General features: G+C 69.5%; 16 protein-coding genes. 5 read left to right on the forward strand and 11 right to left on the reverse strand.

Annotated elements, in window-relative coordinates; translation table 11 throughout:
• Positions 1-24 precede the first annotated feature (24 nt).
• The 6 genes from rpsJ to M8542_RS20755 all read right to left on the reverse strand — a co-directional run bounded on the left by rpsJ (position 25) and on the right by M8542_RS20755 (position 5643).
• The gene (gene rpsJ, locus M8542_RS20730) at positions 25-330 is read right to left on the reverse strand and encodes a 30S ribosomal protein S10 (RefSeq protein ID WP_003102098.1); all 306 of its coding nucleotides are present in this window, start codon (positions 328-330) and stop codon (positions 25-27) included.
• A gap of 422 nt (positions 331-752) precedes the next feature.
• The gene (tuf, locus tag M8542_RS20735) at positions 753-1946 is read right to left on the reverse strand and encodes an elongation factor Tu (RefSeq protein ID WP_257921856.1); all 1194 of its coding nucleotides are present in this window, start codon (positions 1944-1946) and stop codon (positions 753-755) included.
• A 131-nt stretch (positions 1947-2077) separates the two neighbouring features.
• The gene (fusA, locus tag M8542_RS20740; protein ID WP_257921857.1) at positions 2078-4177 is read right to left on the reverse strand and encodes an elongation factor G; all 2100 of its coding nucleotides are present in this window, start codon (positions 4175-4177) and stop codon (positions 2078-2080) included.
• A 63-nt stretch (positions 4178-4240) separates the two neighbouring features.
• Complete coding sequence (gene rpsG, locus M8542_RS20745) at positions 4241-4711, reverse strand: 30S ribosomal protein S7 (RefSeq protein ID WP_003102106.1); 471 nt, start codon at positions 4709-4711, stop codon at positions 4241-4243.
• Complete coding sequence (rpsL, locus tag M8542_RS20750; RefSeq protein ID WP_003102113.1) at positions 4711-5085, reverse strand: 30S ribosomal protein S12; 375 nt, start codon at positions 5083-5085, stop codon at positions 4711-4713. The genes rpsG and rpsL overlap by 1 nt, the downstream gene beginning before the upstream one ends.
• Positions 5086-5487: 402 nt before the next feature.
• The gene (locus M8542_RS20755; RefSeq protein ID WP_257921858.1) at positions 5488-5643 is read right to left on the reverse strand and encodes a hypothetical protein; all 156 of its coding nucleotides are present in this window, start codon (positions 5641-5643) and stop codon (positions 5488-5490) included.
• 167 nt (positions 5644-5810) lie between these two features.
• On the opposite strand from M8542_RS20755, the gene M8542_RS20760 reads away from it, so the two are divergent.
• Genes M8542_RS20760 through M8542_RS20775 form a run of 4 tightly spaced genes read left to right on the forward strand, consistent with a single transcriptional unit; the run spans position 5811 to position 8588 of the window.
• Entirely contained in the window at positions 5811-6371 is a 561-nt protein-coding gene (locus tag M8542_RS20760; protein ID WP_257921859.1) for a YbaB/EbfC family nucleoid-associated protein, read from the forward strand.
• Positions 6371-6724, forward strand: coding sequence for a hypothetical protein (locus M8542_RS20765; RefSeq protein ID WP_257921860.1), 354 nt, complete (start codon positions 6371-6373; stop codon positions 6722-6724). The genes M8542_RS20760 and M8542_RS20765 overlap by 1 nt, the downstream gene beginning before the upstream one ends.
• 11 nt (positions 6725-6735) lie before the next feature.
• On the forward strand, positions 6736-7974 hold the full coding sequence (locus tag M8542_RS20770; RefSeq protein WP_257921861.1) for a hypothetical protein: 1239 nt from the start codon (positions 6736-6738) through the stop codon (positions 7972-7974).
• A complete protein-coding gene (locus tag M8542_RS20775; protein WP_257921862.1) occupies positions 7974-8588 on the forward strand; it encodes a hypothetical protein in 615 nt (204 codons plus the stop codon). The genes M8542_RS20770 and M8542_RS20775 overlap by 1 nt, the downstream gene beginning before the upstream one ends.
• Before the next feature lie 171 nt (positions 8589-8759).
• Here the strand turns inward: M8542_RS20775 and M8542_RS20780 are convergent, their stop codons facing one another.
• Positions 8760-8984: a hypothetical protein gene (locus M8542_RS20780; RefSeq protein WP_257921863.1), complete on the reverse strand. Its 225-nt coding sequence runs from the start codon at positions 8982-8984 to the stop codon at positions 8760-8762.
• A gap of 50 nt (positions 8985-9034) precedes the next feature.
• On the opposite strand from M8542_RS20780, the gene M8542_RS20785 reads away from it, so the two are divergent.
• Positions 9035-9523, forward strand: coding sequence for a GNAT family N-acetyltransferase (locus M8542_RS20785; RefSeq protein ID WP_257921864.1), 489 nt, complete (start codon positions 9035-9037; stop codon positions 9521-9523).
• On the opposite strand, the gene M8542_RS20790 is transcribed toward M8542_RS20785, so the two are convergent.
• From M8542_RS20790 to M8542_RS20805, 4 genes are read right to left on the reverse strand one after another with little or no spacing between them, the layout of a single operon-like run.
• Positions 9516-9971: a hypothetical protein gene (locus M8542_RS20790; protein WP_257921865.1), complete on the reverse strand. Its 456-nt coding sequence runs from the start codon at positions 9969-9971 to the stop codon at positions 9516-9518. The genes M8542_RS20785 and M8542_RS20790 overlap by 8 nt on opposite strands.
• 54 nt (positions 9972-10025) lie before the next feature.
• The gene (locus M8542_RS20795; protein WP_257921866.1) at positions 10026-10241 is read right to left on the reverse strand and encodes a hypothetical protein; all 216 of its coding nucleotides are present in this window, start codon (positions 10239-10241) and stop codon (positions 10026-10028) included.
• Positions 10242-10254: 13 nt separating this feature from the next.
• The gene (locus M8542_RS20800) at positions 10255-10461 is read right to left on the reverse strand and encodes a hypothetical protein (protein WP_086857720.1); all 207 of its coding nucleotides are present in this window, start codon (positions 10459-10461) and stop codon (positions 10255-10257) included.
• 26 nt (positions 10462-10487) lie between these two features.
• The gene (locus tag M8542_RS20805; protein WP_257921867.1) at positions 10488-12170 is read right to left on the reverse strand and encodes a hypothetical protein; all 1683 of its coding nucleotides are present in this window, start codon (positions 12168-12170) and stop codon (positions 10488-10490) included.
• Positions 12171-12255: the final 85 nt, after the last annotated feature.

The following is a 12255-nucleotide window of genomic DNA, read 5'->3' on the forward strand; positions in this document are numbered from 1 at the left end:
TTATCTCCGCCGCTCGCCCAACGCTTACTGGATGTTGACGTCGACGCTCGCCGGCAGGTCGATGCGCATGAGCGCGTCGACCGTCTTCGGCGTCGGGTCGAGGATGTCGATCAGACGCTTGTGCGTGCGCATCTCGAAGTGCTCGCGCGAGTCCTTGTACTTGTGCGGCGAGCGGATGACGCAGTAAACGTTCTTCTCGGTGGGCAGCGGCACCGGCCCGACAACCCGGGCGCCGGTGCGCGTGACCGTCTCCACGATCTTGCGCGCCGAGGTGTCGATCGCCTCGTGGTCGTAGGCCTTGAGCCGGATGCGGATCTTCTGTCCCGCCATGGTGGCTGCTCGTTCCTTGTCGTCTCGTGCCGCTACTTCACGAACCCGCCCCGGGTGTTGCCACCCTGGCCTGGTTTCCGCAGTTCAACGGCCCTGTCCCCGGTCCACGCGGTCGGGCGTGTCGCGCCCGACGCACAGACGGATCCCGCGGGATCGTCGTCTTGCCTGGTCTTCCTCAACGTGAGGAGGCGATGAGCCGGCGGCGTCTCTCGCGAGATCTGCCGTCTCACTGCCTTTGCCCGCTCGCCTACCCGAAGGAAGAGCTCCGCGGACCGTGGCCACTCGCGCCAGGGCGGCCGGACCCCGTCGTCAAAAACCCGAAAGGGATCGGCCGCCCCAGGACGAGCAACCTGAATAGTGTCGCACACGTGATTTGACGCCCCTGACCCGGGGGTGTATTGCCCCCGGGAGGGGCGCCGAAATCACTTGATGATCTTGGTGACCTGACCCGCACCGACGGTGCGGCCACCCTCGCGGATGGCGAAGCGCAGGTTCACGTCCATCGCGACCGGCTGGATCAGCGCGACCGAGATGTCGGTGTTGTCGCCCGGCATGACCATCTCGGTGCCCTCGGGGAGGGTCACGACGCCGGTCACGTCGGTGGTGCGGAAGTAGAACTGCGGGCGGTAGTTGTTGAAGAACGGGGTGTGACGGCCACCCTCGTCCTTCGACAGGATGTAGACCCGGCCCTCGAAGTCGGTGTGCGGGGTGGTGGTGCCCGGCTTCACGACGACCTGGCCGCGCTCGACGTCCTCGCGCTTGATGCCGCGGACGAGGAGGCCGACGTTGTCGCCCGCCTGGCCCTGGTCGAGCAGCTTGCGGAACATCTCGACACCGGTGACAGTCGTCTTGGTCGACTTCTCCTTGATGCCGACGATCTCGACCTCTTCGTTCACGTTGACCACGCCACGCTCGACGCGGCCGGTGACGACGGTGCCGCGACCGGTGATGGTGAAGACGTCCTCGATCGGCATGAGGAACGGCTTGTCGAGCTCACGCACCGGGTCCGGCACGTTGTCGTCGACGGCGGTCATCAGCTCGAGAACGGCCTCGGCCCACTTCTCGTCGCCCTCGAGGGCCTTGAGGCCCGAGACGCGCACGACGGGGGCGTCGTCGCCGGGGAACTCCTGCGAGGACAGCAGCTCGCGGACCTCGAGCTCGACGAGCTCCAGGATCTCCTCGTCGTCGACCATGTCGGCCTTGTTCAGCGCGACCACGATGTAGGGCACGCCGACCTGGCGGGCGAGCAGCACGTGCTCACGGGTCTGCGGCATCGGGCCGTCGGTCGCCGCGACCACGAGGATCGCGCCGTCCATCTGAGCGGCACCGGTGATCATGTTCTTGATGTAGTCCGCGTGACCGGGGGCGTCCACGTGGGCGTAGTGACGCTTCTCGGTCTGGTACTCGACGTGCGAGATGTTGATCGTGATGCCGCGCTGCTTCTCTTCCGGCGCGTTGTCGATCTGGTCGAACGCCCGGGACTCGTTCAGCTCCGGCCACTTGTCGTGCAGAACCTTGGTGATCGCCGCGGTGAGCGTCGTCTTGCCGTGGTCGACGTGACCGATGGTCCCGATGTTGACGTGCGGCTTGCTCCGCTCGAACTTCGCCTTCGCCACTGGAATGTCCTCCTGGACTGATTTCGCTTTGTGCTCGGGGGCCGGCGTGGCTGCCGACCCCCGAATGTTCCTTCGTCGGTGCTAGCGGACGTTCAGGAGAGTCCCTTAATGCCCGCGCGCGGTGGGGGTGTTTACTCCCCCGTCGCCTTCGCGATGATTTCCTTCGCGACGTTCGCGGGAACCTCGGCGTAGGAGTCGAACACCATGGAGTAGTTCGCCCGGCCCTGCGTGCGGGACCGGAGGTCACCGACGTAGCCGAACATCTCCGACAGCGGGACCAGCGCCTTCACGACGCGGGTGCCCGACCGCTCCTCCATGGCCTGGATCTGACCACGGCGGGAGTTGAGGTCACCGATGACGTCACCCATGTAGTCCTCGGGCGTGGTCACCTCGACCGCCATCATCGGCTCCAGGATCACCGGGCCGGCCTTCTTCGCGGCTTCCTTCATCGCCATGGAACCGGCGATCTTGAACGCCATCTCCGAAGAGTCGACCTCGTGGTAAGCACCGTCCAACAGGGTGAACTTCAACCCGACGAGCGGGTAGCCGGCCAGGACGCCGTACTGCATCGCATCCTGCGCGCCCGCGTCGACCGACGGGATGTACTCCCGCGGCACGCGACCACCGGTCACCTTGTTGTCGAACTCGTAGAGCGCGCCGTCGGTGCGCTCGAGCGGCTCCAGCTTCACGATGACCTTCGCGAACTGGCCGGAACCACCGGTCTGCTTCTTGTGGACGTAGTCGAGCTTGTCGACCGTCTTCTTGATCGTCTCGCGGTAGGCGACCTGCGGCTTGCCGATGTTCGCCTCGACCTTGTAGTCGGACTTCATCCGGTTCACCAGCACCTCGAGGTGCAGCTCGCCCATGCCCGCGATGATCGTCTGGCCGGTGTCCTCGTCCAGCTTGACCTGGAACGTCGGGTCCTCTTCGGCCAGCTTCTGGATCGCCAGGGACAGCTTCTCCTGGTCGGCCTTCGTCTTCGGCTCGATCGCGACCCGGATGACCGGCTCGGGGAACGTCATCGACTCCAGCACGATCGGGTTCTGCGGGTCCGCCAGGGTGTCACCCGTGGTGGTGTCCTTCAGCCCGATGACCGCGTAGATGTGGCCGACCTGGGCGTCGTCGACCGGGTTCTCCTTGTTGGAGTGCATCTGGAAGATCTTCCCGATGCGCTCCTTGCGCTCCTTGGTCGCGTTGATGACCTGCGCGCCGGCGGCGACCTTGCCCGAGTACACCCGGATGTAGGTCAGCTTGCCGAAGAACGGGTGCGCGGCGATCTTGAACGCGAGCGCGGAGAACGGCTGGTCCACCGAGGCCGTGCGGGTCACGACGGTCTCACCGTCGGGCAGCAGGCCCTCGACGGCCGGGACGTCCAGCGGCGACGGCAGGTAGTCGATCACCGCGTCGAGCATGGGCTGCACGCCCTTGTTCTTGAAGGCGGAGCCGGCCAGGACCGGGAACGCCTCGCGGGTGATGACCAGCTTGCGGATGCCGGCCTTGATCTCGGCCTCGGACAGCTCCTCGCCCTCGAGAAACTTCTCCATGAGCGAGTCGTCGGTCTCGGCGACGGCCTCGATCAGCTTCTCGCGGTACTCCGCGGCGCGGTCGGCCAGGTCGGCCGGGATGTCCTCGACCGAGTAGTCCTCGCCCTTCTGGACCTCGCCGCGCCAGGTCAGCGCCTTCATGCGGACCAGGTCGATGACGCCTTCGAAGTCGTTCTCGGCGCCGATCGGCAGCTGGATCGCCAGCGGCTTGACGCCGAGGCGCTCGGTGATCGTCTTCAGCGTGTAGTAGAAGTCCGCACCCAGCTTGTCCATCTTGTTGACGAAGCAGATGCGCGGGACGTCGTACTTGTCCGCCTGCCGCCAGACCTGCTCGGACTGCGGCTCGACGCCTTCCTTGCCGTCGAAGACGGCGACCGCGCCGTCGAGCACCCGCAGGTTGCGCTCCACCTCGACGGTGAAGTCGACGTGCCCGGGGGTGTCGATCAGGTTGATCTGGTGGTCGGCCCAGAAGGTGGTGGTGGCAGCCGAGGTGATGGTGATACCCCGCTTCTGCTCCTCCTCCATCCAGTCCATGGTGGCGGCGCCGTCGTGGACTTCACCGATCTTGTAGTTGACCCCGGTGTAGAACAGGATCCGCTCGGTGGTGGTGGTCTTGCCGGCGTCGATGTGCGCCATGATGCCGATGTTGCGGACCTTGTTGAGGTCGGTCAGCACTTCACGTGCCACGAGAGTGTTCCCCTGTTCTCAAGCTTGGGGCCCGGCATGGCTTGGTCGACAGCCGGGCGGTGATCACCAGCGGTAGTGCGCGAAGGCCCGGTTGGACTCGGCCATCTTGTGCGTGTCTTCGCGACGCTTCACGGAGGCACCGAGGCCGTTGGAAGCGTCCAGGAGCTCGTTCTGCAGGCGCTCGATCATCGTCTTCTCGCGGCGAGCCTGCGAGAAGGAGACCAGCCAGCGCAGCGCCAGGGTGGTGGAGCGGCCCGGCTTGACCTCGATCGGCACCTGGTAGGTGGCGCCACCGACGCGGCGGCTCTTCACCTCGATGGTGGGCTTCACGTTGTCGAGGGCGCGCTTCAGCGTGACGACCGGGTCGGTGCCCGTCTTCTCGCGAGCGCCTTCGAGCGCGCCGTACACGATGCGCTCGGCCAGGGACCGCTTCCCGTCCTTCAGCACCTTGTTCACCAGCTGGGTGACCAGCGGGGAGGCGTAGACGGGGTCGGAGATCAGCGGCCGCTTGGGGGCCGGACCCTTGCGGGGCATTAGCTCTTCTCCTTCTTCGCGCCGTACCGGCTGCGCGCCTGCTTGCGGTTCTTGACACCCTGCGTGTCGAGCGAACCGCGAATGATCTTGTAACGGACACCCGGAAGGTCCTTCACACGACCACCGCGCACGAGCACCATCGAGTGCTCCTGCAGGTTGTGGCCCTCACCGGGGATGTAGGCGGTGACCTCGATGCCGCTGGTCAGCTTCACACGCGCGACCTTGCGCAGCGCCGAGTTCGGCTTCTTGGGGGTCGTGGTGTACACGCGGGTGCACACGCCACGCCGCTGCGGGCTCCCCTTGAGGGCCGCGGTCTTCTGCTTGGCAGCCTTGTCCTGGCGGCCCTTGCGGACCAGCTGCTGGATCGTGGGCAATGGACCAGCTTCCTGTCGTGATCTGCTTCTTCGTGTCTTCACCGGCCCCCGCGGTCGGGCGTGTCGGCCCGCGTCACGGTCTGACGACCGGTAACTTCCCGGAGGGATTTTCCGTCGGAACCCCGACCTGCCGAAGCCGGTGACCGGGTGCCTGAGCACCCCGCCCATGCCGCACGGCACGCGGAGCGGCCCGACGCCTGCCGGGCACGGTCTCCAAAGATACCCGCCCGGGTCCGGGAGGAACGCGGCGGGGGGTCTGAAGGGCGGCGAACCTCCAGCCTACCTCTCAACGCCCCCGTGGCGCGTCACATTCCACCGGGTGGCGCGCTGGACCCGGAGGTCGCGCGACCACTCCGCACAACACCCCCGGCCTCGGGAATGTTCCGAGGCCGGGCGCCGCGCTCAGTCCTCGTCCGGCTTCGCGTGGTCCGGCTTGCCCGGGTTCGGGTCGCGCGAGAGGTCGATGAGCGGGTGCACGCCCGCCCCCTCGGGCGCCGCGTGGCTGCCGGTCGACTTCTTCTCTTCGTCGGGCCGCTCGGCCCCTTCGCTGCTGCTCATCACGCACTCCTAGCGCTACTGCCCCTGCTTCCCCTTGCGGCGGAAACCTACCCATTACCCGGTCGGGTGATGCAGTGGGATCGGATCGTCCGTTCCGTGCGTCACACTGTCGCCGAAGGGCCACGATGAGTGGGCAAGCGACGCGCGAAGCGGGGAGGAACGAGCACATGTCGGCCGAGTTCGACCAGCTGGTGACCGAGTTCGAGCGGTTCCAGGCGAGCATCCGGGACGTCGACGACCGGTTCGCCGGCCTCGGCGCGATGCAGCAGGAGCTGACCGGGCTGCAGGCCACCGCGACCTCCCCCGACGGCGGCGTGACCGTGGTCACCGGGCCGGGTGGCGCGGTCCTCGACGTCAAGTTCACCGACGCCGCGCTCGCCAAGGGCGCCCAGGCGCTGTCGGCGGCGTTGATGACGACCCTGCGCGACGCCGTCGGCGAGGCCGCGCGCCGGCAGGCGGTGATCGTCCAGGAGCACATGGGCGACAACCTCGGGCTGGTCGACCAGGTCATCGAGACCCAGGCCGTCGCGTTCGGAACCAGCGTCGAGGAAATGCGGTCGAAGCTCGAGGAAGAGACGGCGCGGCAGGCGCCGGCCGCGGCCCCCGAGGACTTCTCGGAACAGCGGGTGCTGCGCCAGGCCGACACCCCGCCCCCGCCGGCGCCGCCCGCGCCCGGCGGGTCCGCGGGTGACACCTTCCTGCGCAACCTGTTCGACGAGGAGGACTGATGCCCGACGGAGCCGGCGGCTACCAGGTCCAGGTGGACGCCCTGCACAAGTACGTCGCCGACCTCGGCAAGTACAAGGACCAGGGCGCCAAGATCACGGAGAAGGTGAGCCAGTCCGACGTCGGCGACAAGTCGTGGGGCGTGGTCGGCATCTTCACCAAGGGCGGCTACGACGAGACGCTGCGCGAGCTGCGGGAGCTGCTCGGGTCGATGGCCGAAGGCCTGACGTCCGCGCAGGAGAAGCTCACCGACGCGGCGAACGTCTACCAGGGCGTCGAAGACGACCACAAGACGTTCTTCGGCCAGGTCGAGGTCCTGCTCGACGGGCCGGGCAAGCCCAAGCCGAAGCACTGAGGGGGAAACCGATGGCAGAGGTATCGGACGTCGCGAGCGGGATCACCGTCAAGTCCGACGACCCGAACGTCGGGGACAACGCGATCAAGGCGACCCCGTTCGTCGGCGGCGCGGTGACGGTCGGCAAGGACTTCGTGTCGGTGAAGAAGGCGATGACCGCCGAGCACCCCGACGGCGCCGACATCACGCTGGGCGTGGCCACGATCGCCACCGACACGGCGAGCTTCATCCAGTCCAGCTCCAGCACGATCACCGACATCGCCACCGACCCGCTCGGCTGGCTGGTCGGGCAGGGGCTGAACTTCCTGGTCAGCGTGGTCCAGCCGGTGCAGGACGCGATCCACTTCGTCAGCGGCGACGGCCCGGCGCTCGGCGTCGCGGCGGAGAACTTCGGCGCCATCGCCACCGGCCTGGACCAGCTGGCGGCCAACTTCGCCGAGGTGTCGGACAAGAACCTCGAGGGCTGGCAGGGCGACGCGGGCAACGCGGCGCGTCAGCGGCTCGGCGAGTTCGCGAACGGGATGCACGGCGTCGCGGGCAAGTCCGGCGACCTCGCGCAGATGCTGCAGCTGAACAGCATGCTGATGAGCTTCATCGAGGAGCTCATCAAGGCCATCCTCACCGAGTTCATCACCTGGCTGATCATGCTGTGGGTGCCGGCGCTGGCGGCGGCGGTGCCGACGTGCGGCGCGTCGACGGCGGCGGCGGGCACGGCCACCGAGGGCAAGGCGGTCCAGACGACCGCGACGACCACCAAGAAGGTGTCGAAGCTCCGCGAGCTGCTGCAGAAGGTCCTCGACTGGCTGAAGAAGCTCAAGGACAAGCTGGCCGCGACCAAGCTCGGCAAGGTGTTCACCGAGGGCAAGACCGCGACGAAGCTGGAGAAGATCGCCGGGGAGAACTCGGGCAAGTCGCTGCTCGAGAAGACGATGGGCGAGGACGGCATGCTCGGCAAGCGCTGGGCGAAGGCGTGGGAGAACCCGGTCAAGGACGCGGCGGGCAACATCCAGTACAAGCCGAGCATCCTCAAGACGGGCGCGACGGAGGCCCTGAAGAAGGGCGGCGAAGCGGCGATCAAGGGCGTCATGGGGTTCAACCCGGCCAACCCCAACGAGAACGACGCGAAGAACGTCAACGACTTCCTCGGCAAGACGAACAGCCACCTCAAGAACGCCAAGAAGGCGAGCGGCTACGGCGAGACGGGCACCGACCAGTCGGACGAGGAGACCCGCTCCGACCTGGACTTCTGATGGCGACGGTGTTGTTCGTCGCGTTGATCGTGGTGGTCGTGGTGGTGGCCGGCGCGATCTGGTGGCGCTCGAACTCGAAGTTCGTCGAGGGCAGGGAAGAGCACTGGTTCAAGGCGTTCGCGGCGGAGCGGGCCGGCACGTTCCACAGCGGCGTGGGCCCGGGCCCGGCCCCGACGTTCGGCGTGGTCCACCCGACGGGCCGGCCACTGGCGGACCGCCCCCGCGAAACGTGGGTGGAGTACCGCACGGCCGACCGCCCGACGATCGCGATCGACGGCCAGGAGCCGTACCGCCGCTCGGACGACCACACGGCCTTCCGCGATGTCCACGTGACGCAGGTGGCGGTGCCGCCGTGCCCGGAGCTGCGGATCGTCCCGGGCAAGGCGGTCTCGATGCCGACGCTGCCGCCGGACTCCCGGCTGGAGGGCGAGCTGGCGAGGTGGGTGTCTCAGAACCCGCGATTCGGGCGGCGGCCGGTGGTCGTGGAGAACGGCTCGGCGCGGACTTGGGGTGAGGGGTGCGCGACCCGGGCGAACATCGCCGCGGAGGCTGACTACCTCGTCGAGCTTGTCGCGCAGCTGCCTTCGGCGTTGTGGGAGCACTCGCCGCGCTGAGGGCTCGGGCCGGCTTCGCGGCCCGCGGTCGCGGCCCGGCCGCGAGGACGTGCGGACCCTCGGCGGCGGATCCGCGGCCCGAGAACAGGTCGGCGCGGGGGGTGCGCCGCCCGGACGAACATTGCCGCGGAGGCGGGCTTGTCGCGCAGCTGCCTTCGGCGTTGTGGAGCGTCAGCGACGGCGCGTCGTGAGGTGCGTCAAGCCCGCCGACAGCGCGAACACCAGGCCCAAGCCTACGACGTAAGGCCCGGCCAGCAGGGCGAACCCCGCGCCGATGTTGGCGTCGGGCTGGTCGGACGTGGCCCGGAAACCGATCGCGCCCACCGACAGCAGGACCGCGCCCACCGTGATCAGCAGGACGGCCACCACCGCCAGGCGCTTCGTGACAGTCGTCATGTCCCCATGGTGCCCGGGGGCCGGGCAATTCGCTGGACAGCGTCCCCAGGATGAAGGACGTGGACTGGATCATCACCGAGACCGCCGTCGAGCACCCGGACGCCGTCGCGATCATGCGCGAGTACATGGACGAAGTCGCTTCGCGCTACTTCGGGCGGCCGGTCAGCGAAGCCGAGCTGACGCAGTACGTCGCCGAGGAGCCCGGGACCGATCTCGTCGCCCCCACCGGCGCCTTCCTCATCGGACGGCGGGGTGGCCAGGTCGCCGGCTGTGCCGGGACGCGCGTTGTCGCGCCCGGGGTCAGCGAGCTGACCAAGGTGTTCGTCAAGCCCGCCCACCGCGGCACCGGTGGCGGGCCACGATTGGTCGCGGCCGCCGAGGACGCCGCGCGGCGGCTCGGCTCCACCCTCATGCGGCTCGACACCCGGCACGACCTCGTCGAGGCCCGCGCGCTCTACGCGAAGACCGGCTACGCCGAGGTCGAACCCTTCAACGACGAGCAGTTCGCCGAGCACTGGTTCGCGAAGGCCCTCAGCTGACGCAGGCCGCGACCTCGCCCGGCGCCGACTTCTGGGTCTTCACCACCCGGCCGCCGATCGTGACCCGGCATTCGACCGCGCCGCTCCCCTGCCCCAGCAGCTGGATCGACCCCGCCGACGGCCACGAAAGCTCCTTCCGCCACGGCAACGCCACCGCCAGCTCCTGGTGGACCAGGCCGAGGCCGTTCGAGTCGTAGACGACGGTCGCCGTGCCGGTGCCGGCCAGCTCGTACGTCACCTGGTAGCCGGACGGCGCCGGCGGGGTCGAGGTGTACGTCGCCGTCGCCATGATCGTGCGTGGCGGGACCGACGACACCGATGGCTCCCCCGCCACCGCGACCGACGGCGAAGGCGGCGAACCCTTGTCGCCCAGGATGAAGATGCCCGCGGTGACCGCCGCGATCGCGATCACCGCGATGCCGAGCCTGCCGATCAGCTGCCGGTTCATGGGGACTCCCAAGGGAAACGGCGGCCCCTCGCCAGGAGAGGGGCCGCCGGCGGGTCAGAAGGACGGCAGGAGCTTGCCCGGCACGCCGTTGACCGACTGGATCAGGCCGAGCACCGGCACGCCCAGCGGCGCGAACGTCCAGATGTTGTTCAGGCCGCTGGTGTCCGGCTCGTCGACCACGACGACGCCCGGGGTGTCGGCCAGCGCCGGCGCCGCCGCGCCGAACAGGGCCGCGCCGGTGAGGATCGCTACCGCGAGGGTCTTCTTCATGAGTCTCTGCCTTTCAGGAAACTGCGGTGATCAGGTCGAAGACGGGCGCGAGCAGGTCGACCGGCTGGCCGAGCGGCCCGAGGACGCCGCCGAGGTCGACGCCGGGGACCAGCCAGACCGAGCCGTCGGTCGGGTCGGCGCTCGCGACACCGGCGGCCAGGCCGGTGAACGCCGTCGCCGCGACGAGCGGCAGCAGCACGCGGGCAGCAAGACGCTTCATGCTTTTCCTTTCCACACAAGGGTTTCTCAGCGCAGAACCGACGTGATCGGCACGATGGTTCCGTCGGGGACCCACTGACCCGCGTAGTCGCGGTCCATCACCATTCCGGTGGCGTGGGGTTCGGTGGGGTACATCGGCATGGCGTTGACCTGGGCGGCGGCGAAGATCTGCACGTCGCCGGCCGAGTGGTCGGCACCCAGCCAGGTCCGGAAGCCGCCGAGTGCCGGGCTTTCGCCGCCGAAGCGGTTGCCGACCGCGACGGCGTACCCGACCGCGGTCGCGTCCCGCGGGTCGAACCGCAACGGCAGCGACGCGCTCGCGACGGCGTTGACGATCGGCCCGTTCAGCAGCCACGGCGCCAGGTAGAGCCCGTACTGGTGGGTGGGTTCGAGGCGCTGCAGCTCCGCGGCCCGCGTCAGCGCGGTGTACCCGCCCGCCCAGCCGGAGACGACGAGGAGCGCGGTGTCGGGCCCGGCGTCCGGCCGCACGGCCAGCCCGGTCCGCGCCGCGGTCTCGCGCACCAGCTTCGCGGCCGCCACCCCGCGTGGCGAGTCGTCCTCGGCCAGCGTGAGCGCCGACGGCTTCCGCCCGGCCAGGAACCCGACGAGCTTGACCAGCGCGCCGCTGTCCTCCGGGGTCAGCACGTCGGCCGGGCACGCGGTCAGCACGTCGGCACGACCGGCGACCAGGCCACCGAGGGCCGCCGACGCGCACTCCGGCGCGTCGGCCTCGGTGATCGACGGGCCGGGCCGCTCCCCCGCGTCGACCTCGACGACCGTCGTCGTGTCGCCGCGGCGGATCTCCAGGTCGCTGCGGCCGGGCGGCAGGTCGACGTCGGCCCAGGTGCCCTCGGCGCCGGGCCGCGCGACCGCCTTCGTGACCAGGCCACCGGCCCCGACGGACAGTTCGCCGCCCGCGCTCGCCGGGAAGTGGACGACGTTGCGCCCCGGCCGTTGCGGGCTGACCAGCACCGGGAACCCGGCGTCGTCGGCGAGCAGCGGCACGCCCGGCACGGGCAGCGGCGGTGGCGCGGGGATCGCGCCGAGCGCGCTCCACGCGAGGAACCCGAGCGCGACGCCGGCCGCGCCGAACCGGTAGGCGCGCTCGCGCAGGACCGCCGCGAGCCCGCTCACCACGACCGGCAGCAGCACGACCGCGACCACCGCGAGCCCGAAGAGCGTCGTGTACAGCCGCCGGTCGAACCCGAGGCCGGACAGCTCGAACCGCACCGCGCCGGCGAGGACCAGGAGCCCGCCGAGGGTGAGGGCCAGCGGCCCGGGCCGGATCGCCGCCGCCGGGACCGGCCCGTGGAGCGCGAAGCCGAACCAGACCGCGGCCCCGGCGACGAACACCGAGTCGAGCGCGAACTCGACGCCCGACCCGCCCAGCGAGGTCTCGAGGACGACCAGGACCAGCAGCGCGGCCGACGTCCACCGAGTGGCCCTGGGGAAGACCGGCACCGCCACCGCGAGCACGACGTGGATCGCCAGCGCGACCACGTTCACGTCGACGGCGAAGGCCGACACCACGGCGAGCAGCGCGGAAACGCCGCCGAGGGCGAACAGCGTGCGCCGCGGCCGGTCGCCCGGCGGCCGCAGCAGCCCGCCACCGGCGAGGAACGCCGTGGACAGCAACAGCGCGAGCCGCAGAACCAGCGCCAGAACGTCCACAGTGGACGACCCAGTCGGCGCGGGGTGCTCGTGTTCCATCAAGACTCCCAGCTCGGGGGTCGTGAGTGGTTGGGGGGGGTGATAACCCCCCCAACCACCACCACCCCCGTACGAGTGTGTAGCG

Source organism: Amycolatopsis iheyensis (genome assembly GCF_024703995.1).
Classification (GTDB): domain Bacteria; phylum Actinomycetota; class Actinomycetes; order Mycobacteriales; family Pseudonocardiaceae; genus Amycolatopsis; species Amycolatopsis iheyensis.